Genomic DNA, 19,287 nt, shown 5'->3' on the forward strand with positions numbered 1-19,287 from the left:
GCGCTTCCCTGCAATTCATTCGCCTTACACCCTCTCAACCTGCTCTTCAACTTCAGGCTCATTGAAATAGGATTCGAGTTGAAGCTTCACACTACTCCTGGCACGAAACAATAATGATTTCACTGAGCTTACACTCTGATCTAAAATTTCTGCGATTTCTTGATAGTCCATTTGATCATATTCACGTAGGATAAGTGCAGAGCGTTGTTTTTCGGGAAGATTATTTATCGCCTCACGGACCAAATTCATCCGTTCATTGCGCAATGCAGCCTGCTCGGGTGCAACTTCAAACGGTGCTACTGGTGTATATCCACTCTCTTCCAGAGATACATTACCGGCACGGTTCTTGCGAAGCTCACTTAGAACAGTGTTGCGGGCGATAGTGTACAGCCATGTTGAGAATGAAGCATCTACCTCTCGAAAGGAATGCAAGCTACGAAATGCCTTGTAGAAGGTCTCCGAACAAAGGTCCTCTGCGATAAGCTCCATATGTGAATTTCTAAGCATATGATATACAAATGCTAGTATTTTACGTTGATAACGACGCATTAATTCTGAATATAATTCCGTGTTTCCTTGTTTGATTTGCTGGATCAACTGGGAATCCGTCATGGTGAGATTGGCCCTCCTCGCCCTTGCACGTCTTTTCCCATCCGGTCCGTACTTATTATACCGGTTTGGGCTTTAAAAGTTGCGGTGTTACTGCAAATTTTTAGTTTTTTTATGAAATACACCTATGTATATTCAACTACCCGATAATTAAGGCATGATGTATATGAAGAAGACAAAAAGAAATAAGGCATACTTCTAATTTTACATAAATATAGAAACGAATCTAGAAACATACCTGCTCTATTGTACCACATATTCTCATAGGATGACATTAATAGACTTTAGATAGGTCGACTCGCCAGCAAGACCCGACATTGGATTTCTGACTTAGAATCCGGCTTTAAAAATAACACATTTATCAATTTTTAAAAACTGTTGACAAAATGTAAACGTATACATATAATAAAAGTACAGTATGGTTTCTCTCCACTCCTATCCAATACTTAACGGTTCCAATTTATTGTGAACTGTAGCCGCTTACTTTGTAAGCGGTCTTTTTTTGTCCTGAAAGCGCTCTACCTTTTTTTAGATGATCTATATTAGATTATTTTTACTATAGCGAGCGAATTAGCTTCCACAAATCCCCACAATCATCTATTACCCCGTCTACGTCCACTTGAAGAGATATCTGCTCATTACGTTTCCCAATGGCTTGCAGCCCTGCGTTACGGCTCGCTTGTACGTCATTCATTGGATGATCACCTACAAATATAGACTCCTCTGCGCTCACCCCATTGGTATCCCTCCTTTTGCAAAAATAAAGGATTAAACCGGGGACGGTGATAAACCTACGGGTCGTTACATAGACGTCAGATTTTGTTTAGCTGCGTGTGTAATCCACCCTCTAATCCTAATCGTATGGAAAAGAGTCAGGATAAACAATATACTAGCTATAAAGTTATTTGTTGAGGTGAATTTGAAATGGATGAAATCGATGAATCAAAACAACTGGTACTACAAATCGGCGGTGCCTTGAAAAAGTACAGAAAAGAAAAAAACATGAGCTTAGACGACTTAGCGGAATTAACGGGCGTAAGTAAACTTACTCTGGGGAATATCGAACGTGGCGAGACAAACCCAACTTTGGCGATAATATGGAAAATTTCAAAAGGCATATCTTTGCCCCTATTAGCTTTGTTCAAATCTGAAGACCCTGTTAGTTTGTATCGAGCAGGCGAAGGTCTCCGGTTTTCTAATGATCAAAAGAATTGGATCATAGAACCCGTCTTTAAAAATGTAAGCAACGATATTGAAATGTGTCGGGCTTACTTACAGCCAAATAGTTCGTATCACCCTGAAGGTCATCATGTGAATACAACTGAAATTGCGACAGTAATGACTGGTTCCATTGAAATACGAGTCGATGGAGAAATGTACACATTAAATCAATATGATACGATCAGTTTTCGTGCAGATCGCCCTCACTCTTATACCAATCATACGAATAGCGAAACAGTGCTCCATATCTCCTTAAAATATGGTTTCTAAAAGTCGAAAATTTCACCTATTACATGCAACTCAGTATTCCATTCTAAATGGAAACTCTGAGTTGTATTTTTTTATCTATTATAAGCATTTCAAGTTATAGAACCATCTCAATAAAGTAAACTTTAAAATACTTATTGTTAAATTTAATATACTATACTATACTTTCATTGTCCGCGCGGATATTAGTACGCATTAATTCTGGGAGGGAAAATGAAGAATGCCGAATAAAAAATTCGTACCATCATCTTTAGGGCTGCTACTACTCGGCATTATTATTATTGCCGCAAATTTACGTGCTCCCTTAACCTCGGTCGGTCCTTTAGTGGGTCTCATAAGGGATGACGTTCATATTTCCAATACTTTAGCAGGCTTGATCACAACGGTACCTTTACTTACCTTTGCTTTATTATCGCCTCTAGTACCAAAACTAGGACGTAGGTATGGAGTTGAACTTTTAATTTTGTTTGCCCTGATCTTTTTGACTGTTGGAATTGTAATACGTTCTTTATCTGGGGCTGCAAATCTGTATATTGGAACTGCAATTCTTGGATTTGCAATTGCCGTTTGTAATGTATTAATGCCAAGTTTAATCAAACGTGATTTCCCTAATAAAATCGGTGCCATGACTGGTGTATTTGCAATTTCAATGAGTTTATCTGGAGCGATCGCCTCGGGAATCAGTGTACCGCTAGCTGCAAACGCAGGTTTAAAATGGCAGGGTGCATTGGGAATTTGGGGGATCCTAAGCTTTGTATCGATCCTCTGCTGGTTGCCTCAATTAAGGAAGCGTACGAAGCAAACAGCCTCGACGAGTCAACAGATGACCGGCAATGATGTGAATGTTTGGCGTTCCCCTCTTGCCTGGCAAGTAACCTTGTTTATGGGGATGCAGTCTATGATTTTCTATGTGCTGATCGCATGGTTGCCTGAAATTTTAAAACAGCAAGGCATTGACTCAAGCCAATCAGGATGGTACCTCTCAATAATGCAGTTAGCACTGCTTCCATTTACCTTTATTGTCCCCGTTATTGCAGGGCGAATGTCAAATCAACGTTCGTTAGTGTTCATTACAACCATTTTGCTTTTGACGGGAACGCTCGGACTGCTTTACGGAAGCTCCAACATCATTCTGTTGTGGATCATCATACTCGGAATTGGTGGAGGCTGTGCCTTTAGCTTGTCCATGATGTTTTTCGGTTTACGTACTAAAAATGCGCATCAAGCAGCGGAACTGTCTGGTATGGCGCAATCGATCGGATATCTGCTTGCCGCAATTGGTCCTGCCCTTATAGGATATTTGCATGACACGACAAATAGTTGGAACGTGCCACTTTTCATACTGCTTGGAGCTTCGGTCTTACTCTTTATTGTCGGTCTAGGAGCAGCAAGAAATCGTTTTGTAGGTAGCCAAGCTAGTTACGAAGAAACAAACTCAAGTACCAGAGAATTTCTTGGAAGAAATACTGATCGAAATGAAGAAAGCGAGTTGGGGAACAGTTGCAACAAACCAAACCTAAATTAGAGTCTTCGGGTATTAATCCGGAAGCATTTTGCGGCACTCCTTTCTTTGCTTCGTTGATCAAAAAACATTTAGCTTGTACGAAGACGCTATCGGACACAGTTGACCTTAAACGCAGCATTAATCCACATTTGGGATGCTAACGGACCGCATAGTAGCTATTGGCACGAAAAACACCCAATATAAGCCTCTTTATGTGAAATAGCGTCTGTGGAGTCCGAAAGACTGCTTCAAAGGCAAAAAACGAGCAAATAACGTCATTAGGGTCCGTAAGTACTAGGTGGTACTTATACTGGTACTTATACTGGTACTTATACTGGTACTTATGGTGGTACCGATGCCGATGACGATACTGACGGCATGTTGAAATAAGCAACCAATAACCCAAAAAACAAAAAAATAGCGATTCTCTATTCACATGAGAATCGCTATTTTACTGTTTTTTATGATTTAAAAATGAACCCGAACTAACCTTAATACTACACGTATACCGTATAATCATGATGCTGCAACAGGATCTTCGCCCGCTCCATATCGTTCTCCTGACGGAAAGAGAGACGCATAATCCCCGGAACATCTTCACGGCTTTCGATAATTTGTACGTTGCTAAGGTTAATTCCTTGATCCCCCAGCTCTGTAGCAATACGACCGATAATCCCCGGATGATCCGGTACATCAATATGTAGGTCAAATAAAGGTGCTATCATACCTTTACGCCGTTCAGGCAATTGACTACGGAAGCCATTGGCTTCATGAAATGCCTCTTCAATCCCTACACCATCTTCACTTTCCAGCAAACGAACAAAAGAAGAAACTTCCTCGTTCCAATCCTTCAATAAACGAAGCATCACTGAACGATTGTTTAACAAGATATCACGCCAAATAATTGGATCACTGGACGCAATCCGTGTAATATCCCGAAAGCCCCCTGCAGCTAACGTACTATACAAGGAGTCAGTATCATCATAAGCTTTAATCTGATTTACCAGCGCAACGGCAATAATATGTGGCAAATGACTAATGGCGCCTACAATCTCATCATGACGTTCTGGATTAAGGCGTACAATCTGCGCTCTAGTAAGGTGGAGTAAGGACTCCAACGCATGATAAGCCTCGTCTGGCACTCCCGGTGGAGGCGTTAATACGTAATAGGCATTCTCAAACAACAGCGATGAAGCTGCCTCAACACCTGAACGCTCTGATCCTGCCATAGGGTGACCGCCGATAAAATGTACTCCAGGAATATCCAAAGAGACCGCGCATGCGGCAATACTAGCTTTCGTACTTCCAACATCTGTAATGATGCAGCCGGGCTTGAGCGGCAATTTGCTTAACTGCTGCAAATAATCCTCTAGCATACCCACCGGCACACATAAAAAAATGAAATCGGCATCGATTGCCGCTTCCTCCACAGACAATGTGGCACTATCGACCACACCTCTGCTAATATACTTACTCGCGGATTCAGGACGGTGGGCATGGCCAACGACGGTCAGGCCCTCCTTGCCTTTAAAGCAAAGGGCCAGTGAGCCTCCGATCAGACCGACACCGAATATTGCTATTTTTGTCGTCATGTTCTTTGAACTACCTGCCTTCTTTAGTCTTGACTTGCTGTTATTACTAAGCGCGTACTCCACTCTCTATAAGAGTTTGTTCCAGCGCGGTGATAAAAGCTGTATTCTGCTCAGCCGAGCCTACAGTAACCCGAATATAAGTCGGATAAACCTGATGACCCGCTCTTACGATGATTCCTTTACGCATCAAAGCATCAAAGACCTCTGTAGCAGGCTTACGAACATCTACCATGATGAAGTTCCCGTGTGCCGGGAAGGATTCTAGACCCAGACGTTTGAATTCACCTTGCAATTGGACAATACCCGCGCTATTAAGACGACGGCATTCCTGTACGTAATCTTGATCATTCAAAGCAGCAAGAGCTGCAGCTTGAGCAAGTCGTGAGGTATTAAAAGGCTCACGTACCTTGTTGATCAACGAAATGATCTCAGGACTCGCAACACCGTATCCAATACGCAATGCAGCTAAGCCATAAATTTTGGAGAATGTGCGAAGCACAACCAGATTCTTGTAACGAGTCAGTAACTGGATACCATTGGAGTATGAAAGATCTGTTACATACTCACAGTATGCCTCATCAAGGACAACCATTACATTGGAAGGCACAGCATCCAGGAAAGAAACCAAAGCTTCCTCTGGAACAATCGTACCTGTTGGGTTATTCGGATTACAGATCCAGATAACCTTAGTGCGGTCCGTTATACGGGCCAGCATCCCATCCAGATCATGTGTACCTTTTACAAGTGGCACCTCAATAGATACCGCACTTTCGATGTCTGCGTTACTCTTATACACGGAGAAGGTTTGGTCCGCCATGATTGTCTCATCACCCGGTAAGAAAAAGGCACGAGCAATAAGTGCAATAATCTCATCTGAGCCACAGCCAAAAATAATATTGTCGTTATTCACGCCAAGACGGCTGGAAAGTGCTGAAGTCAATTCAACGGCTGAGCCGTCCGGATAAAGATAAAGATTCTCAAGTTCTGCTAGAATTGCTTCTTTTGCACTCGGTGAAGCTCCATACGGGTTCTCATTGGATGCAAGCTTAATAACCTCACTTAAGCCAAGCTCCTTCTTGACTTCGTCTATAGGTTTCCCTGGTTTGTAGACAGGGAGATTAACTATATTCGGTTTTGGATTCATACAATAGTCCTCGCTCTCCATAGTTGATTACTCCACTATACACAGGTCAGAATGACACTGTTATGGTCTTTTTAATTGTGCCACAAATTCTCGAATTTGCAACAGTCCCTCATTCCGCGTAGCAGGATGATCGAGCAACGGAATTACCTCTTCTATTTTGCGGACAATGGCACTCCCTACTACAACACCATCGCAAATCTGAGCAAAACGGGCAACCTGTTCGCCAGTAGAGATCCCAAATCCTACAGCCACTGGCAGATCCGTAGCTTGACGAACGGAATCAATAAAGGCTTCTACATCCGCATGGAAAGAGGATCTTTCTCCAGTCACCCCTAATGAAGAGACACAATAGATAAACCCGCTCGCACCGGATACAATCTTTGCAATACGTTCGCTTGAGGTGGGTGCAACTAAAGGAATGAGGTTGACTCCAACTTCATCACTACGGCGCCGCATCTCCGCTGATTCCTCAACGGGAAGATCCGGGATAATAAGTCCGCTAATTTCATGCTTGTTCAGATCAGCAAAAAACGTATCTAGACCCATTTGCAGGATAGGATTGTAATAAGAAAACAAGATAAATGGCAAACTGCTGCCGGCTTCACGAGCCTTTAACGCGGTCTCCATGCAAGTGCGCAGGTGAACTTCACCCCGCAGTGCCCGGGCAGATGCTCGCTGAATTACAGGGCCGTCTGCAAGCGGATCAGAGTATGGTACTCCTAGCTCCAGAATATCTGCCCCTGCTGTCTCCAGTTCAGTGATGATGGCAAGAGTAGTCTCCAAATCTGGATCTCCAACAGTCAGAAAAGGAATCAATGCGGTCCGGTTCTCAGCTTTAAGCTTCCGGAATACCAAATCCATCCGGTTTGTAGTTTGGGTTGTCATTCAGTTCCCTTCCCTTCTGTATACGCCATAATGGATTCTACGTCTTTGTCTCCCCGGCCTGACAGGCAGATGACAACAATATCATCCTTAGTAAGGGTTGGACCCATTTTTACAACATGTGCTATCGCATGCGCCGATTCTAACGCTGGAATAATGCCTTCCGTTACGCATAGCAGCTTCAGTGCATCTAGCGCCTCTGCATCTGTAATCGGGACATATTTTGCGCGTTCGATATCTTTTAGATAGGAGTGTTCAGGACCCACACCAGGATAATCCAGGCCTGCGGAGATGGAATGTGCTTCTGTTACTTGTCCATGCTCATCCTGCAGGAGATAACTCATCGATCCCTGGAATACGCCATGAGTTCCTTTACTCATTGTTGCCGCATGAAAAGGGGTATCAATGCCTTTACCAGCCGCCTCTACACCAATCATACCGACATTTTCATCCTCAACAAATGGATAGAACATACCGATGGCATTACTGCCACCGCCTACAGCAGCTACGAGCACATCCGGCAGCCTTCCTTCAGCCTCCAGAATCTGGCGCCGTGTTTCATCCCCAATAACCCGCTGAAAGTTACGAACCATCATCGGATAAGGATGTGGTCCTACAGCTGAACCCAATATATAGAAGGTATCATCTACATTGCTAACCCAGTAGCGAAGCGCTTCGTTGCCGGCATCTTTTAAAGTACGCGATCCGGAAGTAACGGGAATCACTTCTGCACCAAGCAGCTTCATCCGGAATACGTTAAGGGCCTGGCGACGTGTATCCTCTTCCCCCATAAACACCTTACATTCCATTCCTAGCAAAGCTGCAACTGTAGCTGTGGCTACACCATGTTGACCCGCACCCGTCTCAGCGATTACTTTCGTTTTTCCCATCATTTTGGCCAGAATCCCTTGACCAATCGCATTGTTAATCTTATGGGCACCTGTATGATTCAAATCTTCACGCTTCAGATATATTTTAGCTTCTCCCAGATGTTTGCTCAGACGCTCCGCATAATACAGCGGGGTCTCCCGTCCGGAATACTGCTTTAATAGATAATCTATTTCTTCCTGAAAAGCTGGATCTGCCGAAAACTTACGGTAAGCCTCCTCCAACTCAATCAATGCATTCATCAAAGTCTCGGGCACGAAGCGGCCTCCGAATGAACCGAAACGTCCATGCTGGTCCGGTACTTGTATCATGATTGCTTCACCCTTTCCACAAAAGCTGTCATTTTTTGAATATCCTTAATGCCGTCAGTCTCTACTCCACTCGACACGTCTACCCCATAAGGGGCATAGGTATCAAGCAATTCACCAACATTATCTGTATGAAGCCCTCCAGCCACAAACAAGGGCAAGTCATGTTGTACTGCAATTTCTTGGTAAGCAGGTAATTTATTCCAAGCGAACGTTCGGCCGGAGCCGCCACTCTGCAATGGATCATAAGTATCTAATAAAACCGCATCTACTGCAGCTGCGTAATCTTCCAAGCTATATTCATTTTCAGCTTTATCCCGCTCTTGATCCGCAACGGATAGTGCCTTCCATACCTGAACCTGTGGATAAGCTCGGCGAACCTGCTGGCAAAAAGCTGGACTCTCCTGTCCATGAAGCTGAATTACATCTAAATGCACCACAGACAGCAATTCGTTCAACTCATCCAGCTCCGGATTAACAAAAACCCCGGCAGCCTTAGGAATTTCACCAGTCTTCCAATTTGGAAGCTCTGCAATCAGTTCGGCAGCACGCTCTATGGATACCTTCCGGCGGCTAGGTGCAAAAACAAATCCGATATAATCTAGTGGTAAGTGTAACATAGATTTTAGCACTTCAACGTCCTGAAGTCCACAGATTTTTACTAATGTCTCAGCCATGCCGGACACGGTCCTTTCCATTAGGAAGCTCACCGAGCAGACCGTTAACCGCATCCTCTACGTTAGCTTGACGCATTAGATACTCCCCAACGAGCACTCCGTGAGCACCAGTAGTTCTTAGGTAGCCGATGTCTGTTGACCCGGAAATTCCACTTTCGCTGATCACTGGAACACCTTGCGGCACAAGAGCTGCCAGCTCGGCTGTTGTCTCCAAAGAGGTCTCAAAGGTACGTAGATTACGGTTATTAATTCCTAGCAGGACGTTAGGTTGGGTTATCTTTTCTGTGCTCAGTACAACCGCCAGTTCATTCCGGTCATGCACCTCAATCAAGATATCCAATCCAAGCCCTGAAGCTATATCTATAAAATGAGACAGTTGTGCCGGTGTCAAAATAGCGACGATTAACAACACGGCATCCGCTCCGAGAAGACGTGCTTCGTAGATCTGCTTCTCATCGATAATAAAATCTTTGCGAAGCAGCGGCAGATTTACAGCTTCTTTCACTTGCTGCAGATAAGCTGCGCTGCCCTGGAAATATTCTGTGTCCGTCAGAACAGATAAGCAATCTGCACCTCCAGCTTCATACCCTTTTGCAATGGAAACAGGATCAAAATCCTCACGGATCAACCCTTTGGAAGGAGAAGCCTTCTTCACCTCAGCGATCAAGCCCATATCTCTGTTCTTCCCTTGGGTCAGAGCCTTACGAAAGCCTCTTGTTGCCGGAAGAAGCGCAATATCACGCTCTGCTTGTGCCAGCGAAAAGTTTTTACTGAGCAGTTCAACCTCTTTAATCTTAGTCGCGACAATTTTATCAAGATACATAATTAAGTTCCTCCGTCATAGCTACAAGCTGATTAAGCTTGGATAGTGCCTTGCCTGAATCCACTACATCTTTTGCTCTCTCTACGCCTCCGGCCATGGTATCTGCCAGACCAGCAACATATATACAGGCTCCGGCGTTAGCAAGAACGATATCGCGATAAGGATTCATCTGCCCTTGAAGGACCGAGGTAATAATCGCCGCATTTTCAGCTGCATCTCCACCCAGCACAGCTTCCAGTGGATGTCTGTTAAGACCTAATGCCTCTGGCGTTACCTCATACGTGGTTACGATGCCCTCTTTTAGCTCAGACACTAATGTAGGGGCCGAGATGCTGATTTCATCCAGACCATCCAAGCTGCTAACAACCATCGCACGCTTGGACCCCAGCTCCTTCAGTACATTAGCCACCGTCTCTGTCTTATTCCGATCATAAATCCCCAGCAGCTGACGGTCAGCACCAGCGGGATTCGTAAGCGGACCAAGCATATTAAAAATCGTCCGCACTCCAAGCTCTTTACGCGGTGCCGCCGCATGCCGCATCGAAGGATGATAGATTTGCGCGAATAAAAAACAAATGCCGATTCGATCCAAGCATTCCCGGGCCTGATCCGCATTCAGATGAATGTTGACGCCCAAAGCTTCAAGTACATCTGCACTTCCTGCTCTACCGGAAGCTGAGCGGTTGCCATGTTTGGCAACTCGTACCGAAGCCGCTGATGAAATAATCGCTGAGGCGGTAGAAATATTAAACTTATGGATGCCGGAACCGCCCGTACCACATGTATCTAGCAGACGCGCTTTTTCAGTAAGGACAGGTGTGCCGAAACCTCTCATGGCTTCCGCAAACCCCGTAATCTCCTCCACGGTCTCTCCCTTAATCCGTAAAGCGGTCAGCAGTGATCCGATTTGCGCCTGTGAAGCCTCTCCCAGCATGATTGCACCCATTATATCCCGTGCTTCTACACGTGTCAGACTTTTGCCTTCGATTAGTCCAGCGATTCCTGATTGTATCAATTTTGTTGCATCCATAATGTTCATCCTCCAGCCTTAATGTAATCTTTTTTATTAATCAAACCACCTGTTCAGGGGTATATGCGTACATGTAATCTTGATTGATGACTTGTTTCTCTTTTATCTCGGGTGGGAACATAGCCTCTGCCATACGAATAGCTTTTAGCATGCCCTTCGCTTTATTCACCGTCTCTTCATACTCTTTCTCCGGAACCGAGTCCCAAACGATACCCGCCCCAGCCTGCACATATGCTCTGCCCTTACGGAAGATGATTGTACGGATGGTGATACATGAATCCATATTTCCCGAGAATCCCAAATATCCAATCGCCCCCGCATAAGCACCACGGGCTTCTCGCTCCAATTCAGCAATAATCTCCATTGCCCGTAGCTTAGGTGCTCCTGAGACAGTACCAGCTGGCAGACAGGAGAGAAAGGCATCAAAGAAATCTTTATCCTCGCTAAGCGTGCCTGACACATTCGATACCATATGCATGACATGAGAGTATCTTTCAATTTCCATAAAGGAATCACATTTTACAGAACCGAATTTGGACACTCTTCCTAAATCATTACGACCTAGATCAACTAGCATCAAATGCTCTGCACGTTCTTTTTCATCCTCCAGCAGCTCCGCGGCGTAAGCACGATCCGAAGCTTCACTTTCACCTCTTGGTCTTGTTCCGGCAATCGGCCGTGTCTCCACACGATTTCCATCTACCTTTACGAGCGCTTCCGGTGAGGTTCCAACAATAATCTCTTCATCCATTTTCAAATAATACATATATGGAGATGGGTTAAGCGTCCTGAGCATCCGGTATACATGCAGTGGAGAAACTTCCGTTTCAATATGCAGGCGCTGCGACAACACCACTTGAAAAATATCGCCAGCCCGAATGTATTCCTTCGCTTGTTCTACGTTGTTGATATATTGTTCTTTAGTAAGGTTGGAATGAATCTCACCCAGCTCAATATCCTGCGGAATACTGCGGCGGTTCACATTTTCCTTAGGCCCTTCCTTCTGCAGCTCTTCGGCCATATCCTCAAGCTTACGACTTAAGCTTTCGTAATTGGATTTGATATCTGAGTCCGTATCACCGTCTTTAACATGCAGGTTGCCAACTAGGAGAATTTGTTGTTTCACATGATCAAAAACAATGATGCGATCACAGAACATAAACCGGATATCATCCATTTGGAGATCATCTACTGGATGCTCAGGCAGCTTCTCATAATATTGCAGCAGATCATATCCAAAAAATCCGATAGCTCCTCCAGTAAAAGGCGGCATCTCATCCAGCTTAGGGCTACGGTATGAACGAAGCAGCGCCTTAAGCTCCTCAATCGGCTTTCCATGCAGCTGTTTTTTCTTACCGTCGATCTCTACGTTAATCGCACCCTTTTTTCCCGATATCATTAAAAAGGGATCGCTGCCGATGAACGAATACCGGGCCCATTGTTTGCCACCCTCTACACTTTCTAGTAAGAACGCGCGGTCACGTTCAGCAAAACGTTGGAATAACCGGATAGGTGTTTCCATATCAGCCAGCAGCCGCTTCACAACAGGAATCAGATTATAATCCTGCGACAGCTTTACCACCTCTTGAACACTCGGATTCGTCATTTTTAGATGCCCCCTTAGTTATATAAATCTTTCCGAAACACAGAAAAACCCTCTACCAAAGTAGAGGGTTTGTGTAAGTAAGTATATGTTTTTGAGCAATGATCAGCATCGTTATATTGTGCCTACAGACTTATCTCTAAATAAGATACATCAGAGATGTGAAATATCACTCCCGTACATATCAAAATAAAGACTCTGCGTACACAAAAACTGCTAATCAGGCATAAACGTCTTCAGCGTCCTTATAAGGACGGTAAGCGTATATGCGTGAAATATAAGAATGTATAGAACAAAGCTTATACTTTCTTATATTCGCAAAAATTTCTTGCACTCTGCTCAACTATACTCATCTCAACTCAACTAAACTCTTCTATACTCGGCTAATTACACTATACATGATGACAAGGGTCATTGACAACCCACAACTCAAATTTAAGACTTACTCTGCGACAAATCCGGACGAAGCTTCTGAGCTTCATTCAGATACACATGGCGGATCTCACGCTGTGATTTATCCGTATTAAACTGCACCATTAACCGGATACACATCGGCAGGCTGCCTTTGACCGGGATCTCCGTAGAACACATAAGCGGCACCATTTCCCAGCCCTCAATCTCACGTATGGCTCTTGCCGGAAAAGTAGCATCCAGATCATTGGTCATCGTAATCCATACATTGCTAATATCCTCAGCTATAACATTATTGCGTTCAACGATCTCCCGCAGCAGCACAACGGTTTCACGCAAAATCTCTGTTTCTTCGTTATTAATCACGGTAGTTGCTCCGCGAATCCCTCGATTTACCACGGTTTTCCCTCCTTTTTAAGCTCTGCGAGAACCTCTCGCACAAGCGATTCCTGTACATCGTTTACAATACTAACGGCTCCTATGGCATCAGGCACAATAAAAGTCATTCTGCCTTCTTTGAATTTCTTATCATGCATCATCGCTTCCATTAGCTCCTCTTCATCATATTCAGAAGGAAGCTGTATAGGCAGTGAAAGGGCAGATAACATAGATACTGTATCCTCATAAATGGATCGGTCACGTCCAAGCTTTACAGCCAGCAGCGCCGAACCCGCCATACCAATCGCAATCGCTTCACCATGCAAAAACACACCATATCCGCCAACCGCTTCAATAGCATGGCCGATCGTATGGCCTAAATTCAGGATCGCCCGAAGTCCATGCTCACGTTCATCGTTCGCCACGACATGAGCTTTGATCGCACAACCGCGCTCAAGGGCATAACCCAGGGCTTCAGCATTCAGAGCAAGCAGCTCATCAGCATGTTCACGGCACCAATATGCGAATTCTTTGTCCATAATCAGACCATGCTTCACTACTTCAGCTAAGCCAGAAGAGACTTGGCGCGGCGGAAGCGTGCGAAGGGTATCCAAATCGTAAAGCACCAGCGAAGGTTGATAGAACGCACCAACCATATTTTTGGCTAGTGGATGATTGACAGCCACTTTGCCGCCTACGCTGCTGTCATGGGCTAGAATCGTCGTTGGAATTTGTAGAAATCCTATTCCTCGCATGTAGGTAGCTGCTACAAAACCAGCTAAATCACCAACAACCCCGCCACCTAAAGCCAACACCGCTGAGTTGCGATCCAGTCCCGCTTGAATCGCGGTCGTCATAACCTCTTCATACACGGTTAATGATTTGGATGCTTCCCCTGCCGGCATAATATGGCTTACTACGGTATAACCTTGCTGACGTAGAGCTTCTTCAAGCGCCGGTAAATACCGTGGAGCTACTTCACTATCACTCACAACCAGTAGCGGGCTACGAGTGGACAGTCCAGCCTCAGCACAGTACTGGGCAATGTTCTGCAGCAGACCACTACCGATGTGGATTGGATAAGAACGATCTCCCAAATCTACATTGATTGTACGCATGATTAATAACTCTCCAATTGTGCAAGATAGTTTTCATAATTCGCTTTAATTTCTTCGAGAGAATCCCCGCCGAATTTATCAAGAAATGCTTTAGCAACTTCCCATGCCACTACGCTTTCCAGAACCACACATGCCGCTGGAACTGCACATGCATCCGAACGTTCTACTTGAGCAGTAAAAGGTTCTTTCGTATCGATATCTACACTTTGAAGTGGCTTATACAAGGTAGGAATAGGCTTCATAACACCACGAACCACTACCGGCATGCCATTCGTCATCCCGCCTTCAAAACCGCCTAAACGATTGCTTGCGCGATAGTATCCTTTAGAAGCTTCATACATAATTTCATCATGGACTTGCGATCCACGCAATTTACCTGCTTCAAACCCAATGCCGATTTCAACGCCTTTGAAGGCATTAATCGACATTACTGCCCCAGCAATTGCCCCGTCTAACTTCCGATCTGACTGTACATAGCTGCCAAGTCCAATGGGCAGTCCTTCGACGATACATTCAACGATTCCACCGATGGAGTCGCCCTCTTCCTTGATCTGATCTATGTAAGCCTCCATTTTCTGTTCTGTTTCTTTGTCGACAACTCTGACAGAAGACTGTTCTGTCCGTTCAATCAGCTCATCGATAGGCAGATCATTTGCAGGAGCCTCAATTTCACCAATGCGAATGACTTGACCTGCTACTTTCACACCAAAAGCTGCCAGCAGCTGTCTGGCTACAGCGCCACATGCGACTCTGGCTGCGGTTTCGCGGGCACTGGAGCGCTCCAGAACGTTGCGAAGATCCGTATGATTGTACTTCAATCCACCATTCAAATCTGCATGTCCAGGACGCGGCCGATTTACCCGGCGTTTTTCTTCATCACTGCCTGGAATAGGTTCAATATTCATAATGTTCTTCCAGTGAGTCCAATCCTTGTTCTCTACTACCAAGGCTACCGGAGCACCCGTAGTATAGCCGTGACGTACTCCACCTACAATCTGTGCCGTATCTTTCTCAATCTGCATGCGGCGTCCACGTCCGTATCCCTTTTGTCGACGATGCAATTGAAAGTTAAGCTCTTCAAAATCCAAAGTTAAATTACTTGGCAATCCCTCAATAATAGCCGTTAGCTGGGGGCCGTGCGTTTCCCCCGCTGTTAAATAGCGTAAACTCATGATGTCTTCCCCCTTTTATACTTTTAAACTGTAAACCGCTAAAATCCTATGATCTTTGCTCATTATAGTATAGGGAATCCGCTTTGACAAGAAAGGGATCTCCCTAGAAACACTGTATGTATACCGAAATAAAAAGCGCCATCCATACCCTTAAGAGTATGAATGGCGCTCCTCGGCTGGGTCCTCAGCTTGTTAGCTGCCGAGCCGCTGGCTTGGTGGAGGGAATGTAGACTTACGCTCTTCCAGCTGCAGAAGGCGCTCCAATTGCATTTCCTCCACACCGAGAATTTGCCCGCACTCACGAACGGTGATAAAGCCTCGTTTGTACGCGGCAATGACCTTGCTTTTGTCCATCGGTTTAACTTTCCTTTCACTTAGCGTACAGATTCTACTATCCAGTATCACTGAACTTTTGCGAAAGTATACCTTTGAAGTTAATGGCGAAGGAGCAAAAAGTATTTATTTTTTACGATAGAAAAAAGTTTCCGTCGATTCAAAGCCATATTGAGCCGGTGTAAAGATTTGCTCTGTGCTGCCCACAAACAAATAACCACCCGGACGTAAGCTAGCCGAAAACTTATGATAGAGCTTGTTCTTCGCTTCTTCAGTAAAATAGATCATTACATTGCGACAAATAATAAGATCGAAACCTTCGTCGAACTTGTCCAAGAGCAAATTTTGTTTGCGGAAATCTATATTTTTCTTAAGTGAATCGCTGACCTTGAAGACAGGGCCTTCCGGCGTAAAATAACGTGCTGCCACGTCTTTCGGCACATCCTTTAAAGAACGTTCCAAATAAAGACCCTGCTTTGCTTTGGATAAAGCGCCATCATCAATGTCAGTGGCAAGAATACCTGTCTGCGCCAATATATTCTTGTCCGACAAAATCATAGCCAGCGTGTAAGGCTCTTCGCCTGTGGAACATGCCGCGCTCCACAGCTTTAATTTGCGGCCCGACTGCTGGAGGTCAGGGAGGATAATATCCCGCAAAACTTCCCAGCGATTCGGATTCCGCCAGAACTCAGAGACATTGATCGTCATTCGATCTAAAAATTCATAAAATAAGTCCTTATTTTTCATCATCGCTGCAAAAAAATCACTGAAGGTATGATAACCATTCTTCATCCGAAGAGTCGTCAAACGCCGCTTCATCTGTGCTTCTTTATATTGAGCCAGATCAATTCCGGTGCTTTGTTTAACGTTGTGAATAAATCCGCTATAATCTGGATCTGTTGTTAATGCTGCAACATTACGATCAGACATGTTAATCCCCTGCCTCCCACCTGGACCTTACATCCAGACTGCGATGTCTTTGTTATACTGATTCAGTTCATCTGGAGCAAAGAAATTAGCAATTTCCCGTTCTGCACTTTCAGGCGAGTCTGATCCATGAATTAAATTAAGTGGTGTATGGCTGGCAAAGTCGCCACGAATCGTGCCTGGCAGAGCTTCTCCAACTTTTGTTTTGCCTATGAGTGTCCGGGATAAAGTTACGACATCATCGCCTTCCCATACCATTGCAAACACTGGACCTGAAGTGATGAAAGAGACCAGCTCTGAAAAAAAGTCTTTGCCTGCATGCTCAGCATAATGTCTTTTCGCTTGATCCTCACTCACTGTAATCAGTTTAGCAGCGACCAATTTAAACCCCTTATCCTCAAAGCGGGCAACAATACGCCCTATTAATCCACGTTGAACTCCATCAGGCTTGACCATCAGATACGTCTTTTCCATAGAAGCACTCTCCATTTTCCCATTTGAAGGGTTGTTTTGACGCTATCTTAACAGAAACATTGCTTTCTGGAAACGTTTAATTTCAATCTCACCAGAAGATCAATAACTTCTACCTGTTATAAAATACGCAATATCGCGCAGATTGCGCTTAGTCTTATTGTTAGGCAATTGTTCCAGCGCCGCCAGCGCCTTGTCGATATAACGTGAAGCGAGCTCCTCAGAACGGGCGATTCCGTCTCCGGAAAGAATGAGATCAATCGCATGTCCTACCGTGCTATGTCCCTCACGTATAGACTTCAGTTCCTCAAGCAATGACTCGCGCAGTCGCTCATCCTCAAGACTATAAATCACTGGAAGTGTAATGTTTCCTTGCCGCATATCACTGCCCGGAGGTTTACCGATCTGTTTCTCTGTGCCTGAGAGATCCAGTAAATCATCACGAATCTGGAACGCCATACCCACGTTATATCCATAATTATAAAGCAGACGAGCTACTTCTGGATCTGCCTCAGCAGCAAGAGCGCCGAGTTGGCAGCTAACTGCAATCAGCAGGGCTGTTTTGCGGCGGATACGCCGTAGATAATGACGTACACTTTGCTCACTGTTGAAAAAGTCACGAATCTGCTCCATCTCTCCGATCGACATTTCGATCATCGCCTTAGACAGAATTTGATGAATTCGTGGATTCTTCAGCTCCGTAGTCATAACCAGCGCTTTTGCATATATGTAGTCACCAGTGTACATGGCAATTTTATCGCCCCATTTTGCTTTCACGGTGAGTTCACCACGGCGCAATTCTGCATCGTCGATCACATCATCATGGACCAGTGAAGCGCTATGGATCAACTCTAACGGTATCGCCACCCGTTTCAGTTTTTCCAGATCATACTTACCGAATTTCCCGCCCATTAGGACAAATACGGGACGTAATCTTTTGCCGCCTGCCTTTAATAAATGCAGGGAGGTTTCTGTAAGCAGATCGTCATCCCCCTGTACACTGCGGTACAGCTCTTTTTCAATCTGATCCATATCTCTGTTCAGTAATCCGAATATTTGCAGTCGTTTCATTCTTTCACCCGTGTCAACAGTTTATGGCTCCAAATCTCCATCTTCACTTCCTGCGGCAGCAGGCCCATCTCATAGGCATAGCGGAAATAGAGGTTCAAACCTTGCTGCTGCCTTTCTCCAAAATCATAACATAAATTGCGGAAGTACCCTTCCCAATAAGACTTTGTTCCTCCAATGTTAGAACAAGCTGCTTGTACAATAGGATCTAAATCTCTCAATCCCCGCATTTTACTCTCGGCAAAAGCCTCTGCAATCTCAGAAATAGCTTCCGGTTTGTCCTCCGCAGCCTTTCGATTCACTGCCCAGACCGCAAAGGTCATCCCTAAGCCCGTCCATTCCTTCCAAACCTCAGCTAGATCAGTAACGATATAACCTTGATCCTGCCATGAGGCCTTAATAGCATTATCACCAATTAATAAACAGGCATCCGCTTCATGCATCATGTCATCCAAATCAGGATTAGCGCTAATATACTCCGGTTTATTGCCAAAAGCTTTTTCCATTAAAATTTTCAGCAAATTTACTGAGGTTGCAGAAGTATTCGTAACAGCGATCTTACCGCTGCCAATCTGAGCAAATGGCACCCTGGAAAAAAGGAATATTGATCTCACAGGACCGTCCGCGCTAACCGATAAATCAGGTAGAAGTAATAATTTGTCACTGGCCTCAGCATAAGCAAAAGAGGATAAAGCACCTACATGAATAGTTCCACGGCTCATCCCCTGATTAAGAATGGCAGGTACCTCACTCACCATCTCTGCAGGATATTTCAGTGCAGAGGGATGAAAATTGTGAAATACCGGCCATGAGTTGGTATAGCTGATTTTGCCAATGATGGTGTGGCTGTTATTGTCCATC

Annotated in this window: 20 protein-coding genes; 2 read left to right on the forward strand and 18 right to left on the reverse strand. The window is 44.8% G+C overall.

Annotated elements, in window-relative coordinates:
* Positions 1 to 24 precede the first annotated feature (24 nt).
* Both MKY54_RS21115 and MKY54_RS21120 read right to left on the reverse strand, forming a co-directional pair.
* Positions 25 to 612: a sigma-70 family RNA polymerase sigma factor gene (locus MKY54_RS21115; protein ID WP_036676255.1), complete on the reverse strand. Its 588-nt coding sequence runs from the start codon at positions 610 to 612 to the stop codon at positions 25 to 27.
* Positions 613 to 1,165: 553 nt separating this feature from the next.
* Positions 1,166 to 1,342: a hypothetical protein gene (locus MKY54_RS21120; RefSeq protein ID WP_339187829.1), complete on the reverse strand. Its 177-nt coding sequence runs from the start codon at positions 1,340 to 1,342 to the stop codon at positions 1,166 to 1,168.
* Positions 1,343 to 1,533: 191 nt separating this feature from the next.
* On the opposite strand from MKY54_RS21120, the gene MKY54_RS21125 reads away from it, so the two are divergent.
* On the forward strand, positions 1,534 to 2,100 hold the full coding sequence (locus MKY54_RS21125) for an XRE family transcriptional regulator (protein WP_038572428.1): 567 nt from the start codon (positions 1,534 to 1,536) through the stop codon (positions 2,098 to 2,100).
* A gap of 217 nt (positions 2,101 to 2,317) precedes the next feature.
* Positions 2,318 to 3,622, forward strand: a complete 1,305-nt coding sequence (locus MKY54_RS21130) for an MFS transporter (protein WP_081383403.1) — start codon at positions 2,318 to 2,320, stop codon at positions 3,620 to 3,622.
* A gap of 476 nt (positions 3,623 to 4,098) precedes the next feature.
* Here the strand turns inward: MKY54_RS21130 and MKY54_RS21135 are convergent, their stop codons facing one another.
* The 16 genes from MKY54_RS21135 to MKY54_RS21210 form a co-directional block, all read right to left on the reverse strand.
* Positions 4,099 to 5,193 (reverse strand): prephenate dehydrogenase, encoded by a 1,095-nt coding sequence (locus MKY54_RS21135; protein ID WP_036676253.1) that lies wholly within the window; start codon positions 5,191 to 5,193, stop codon positions 4,099 to 4,101.
* Positions 5,194 to 5,239: 46 nt separating this feature from the next.
* Positions 5,240 to 6,337, reverse strand: a complete 1,098-nt coding sequence (hisC, locus tag MKY54_RS21140; RefSeq protein ID WP_076127634.1) for a histidinol-phosphate transaminase — start codon at positions 6,335 to 6,337, stop codon at positions 5,240 to 5,242.
* Positions 6,338 to 6,397: 60 nt separating this feature from the next.
* Positions 6,398 to 7,222: a tryptophan synthase subunit alpha gene (gene trpA, locus MKY54_RS21145; protein WP_076127517.1), complete on the reverse strand. Its 825-nt coding sequence runs from the start codon at positions 7,220 to 7,222 to the stop codon at positions 6,398 to 6,400.
* Complete coding sequence (gene trpB / locus MKY54_RS21150) at positions 7,219 to 8,418, reverse strand: tryptophan synthase subunit beta (protein ID WP_076127515.1); 1,200 nt, start codon at positions 8,416 to 8,418, stop codon at positions 7,219 to 7,221. The genes trpA and trpB overlap by 4 nt, the downstream gene beginning before the upstream one ends.
* Positions 8,415 to 9,092 carry a phosphoribosylanthranilate isomerase gene (locus tag MKY54_RS21155; RefSeq protein ID WP_076304034.1) on the reverse strand — a complete coding sequence of 226 codons (678 nt, stop codon included), beginning with the start codon at positions 9,090 to 9,092 and terminating at the stop codon, positions 8,415 to 8,417. The genes trpB and MKY54_RS21155 overlap by 4 nt, the downstream gene beginning before the upstream one ends.
* Entirely contained in the window at positions 9,085 to 9,915 is an 831-nt protein-coding gene (gene trpC, locus MKY54_RS21160; RefSeq protein ID WP_339187832.1) for an indole-3-glycerol phosphate synthase TrpC, read from the reverse strand. Before trpC ends, MKY54_RS21155 begins: the two co-directional genes overlap by 8 nt.
* A complete protein-coding gene (gene trpD / locus MKY54_RS21165; protein ID WP_175617300.1) occupies positions 9,905 to 10,945 on the reverse strand; it encodes an anthranilate phosphoribosyltransferase in 1,041 nt (346 codons plus the stop codon). Before trpD ends, trpC begins: the two co-directional genes overlap by 11 nt.
* Before the next feature lie 40 nt (positions 10,946 to 10,985).
* Positions 10,986 to 12,551: an anthranilate synthase component I gene (gene trpE, locus MKY54_RS21170; protein ID WP_076127509.1), complete on the reverse strand. Its 1,566-nt coding sequence runs from the start codon at positions 12,549 to 12,551 to the stop codon at positions 10,986 to 10,988.
* 432 nt (positions 12,552 to 12,983) lie between these two features.
* Entirely contained in the window at positions 12,984 to 13,358 is a 375-nt protein-coding gene (gene aroH, locus MKY54_RS21175; RefSeq protein ID WP_076127508.1) for a chorismate mutase, read from the reverse strand.
* On the reverse strand, positions 13,352 to 14,455 hold the full coding sequence (aroB, locus tag MKY54_RS21180) for a 3-dehydroquinate synthase (protein ID WP_076184012.1): 1,104 nt from the start codon (positions 14,453 to 14,455) through the stop codon (positions 13,352 to 13,354). The genes aroH and aroB overlap by 7 nt, the downstream gene beginning before the upstream one ends.
* A 2-nt stretch (positions 14,456 to 14,457) precedes the next feature.
* A complete protein-coding gene (gene aroC / locus MKY54_RS21185) occupies positions 14,458 to 15,627 on the reverse strand; it encodes a chorismate synthase (RefSeq protein WP_076134686.1) in 1,170 nt (389 codons plus the stop codon).
* 192 nt (positions 15,628 to 15,819) lie between these two features.
* A complete protein-coding gene (locus MKY54_RS21190; protein ID WP_169744788.1) occupies positions 15,820 to 15,981 on the reverse strand; it encodes a hypothetical protein in 162 nt (53 codons plus the stop codon).
* 105 nt (positions 15,982 to 16,086) lie between these two features.
* Complete coding sequence (locus MKY54_RS21195; protein ID WP_036676236.1) at positions 16,087 to 16,890, reverse strand: protein-glutamate O-methyltransferase CheR; 804 nt, start codon at positions 16,888 to 16,890, stop codon at positions 16,087 to 16,089.
* A gap of 27 nt (positions 16,891 to 16,917) precedes the next feature.
* Positions 16,918 to 17,361: a nucleoside-diphosphate kinase gene (gene ndk, locus MKY54_RS21200; protein ID WP_076127503.1), complete on the reverse strand. Its 444-nt coding sequence runs from the start codon at positions 17,359 to 17,361 to the stop codon at positions 16,918 to 16,920.
* Between the two features lie 99 nt (positions 17,362 to 17,460).
* Positions 17,461 to 18,429 (reverse strand): polyprenyl synthetase family protein, encoded by a 969-nt coding sequence (locus MKY54_RS21205; protein ID WP_076127501.1) that lies wholly within the window; start codon positions 18,427 to 18,429, stop codon positions 17,461 to 17,463.
* Complete coding sequence (locus MKY54_RS21210) at positions 18,426 to 19,286, reverse strand: menaquinone biosynthesis protein (protein WP_076127500.1); 861 nt, start codon at positions 19,284 to 19,286, stop codon at positions 18,426 to 18,428. Before MKY54_RS21210 ends, MKY54_RS21205 begins: the two co-directional genes overlap by 4 nt.
* Position 19,287 lies beyond the last annotated feature (1 nt).

The sequence above is a fragment of the Paenibacillus sp. FSL P2-0121 genome, assembly GCF_037975345.1.
Taxonomy (GTDB): Bacteria; Bacillota; Bacilli; order Paenibacillales; family Paenibacillaceae; genus Paenibacillus_AQ; species Paenibacillus_AQ odorifer.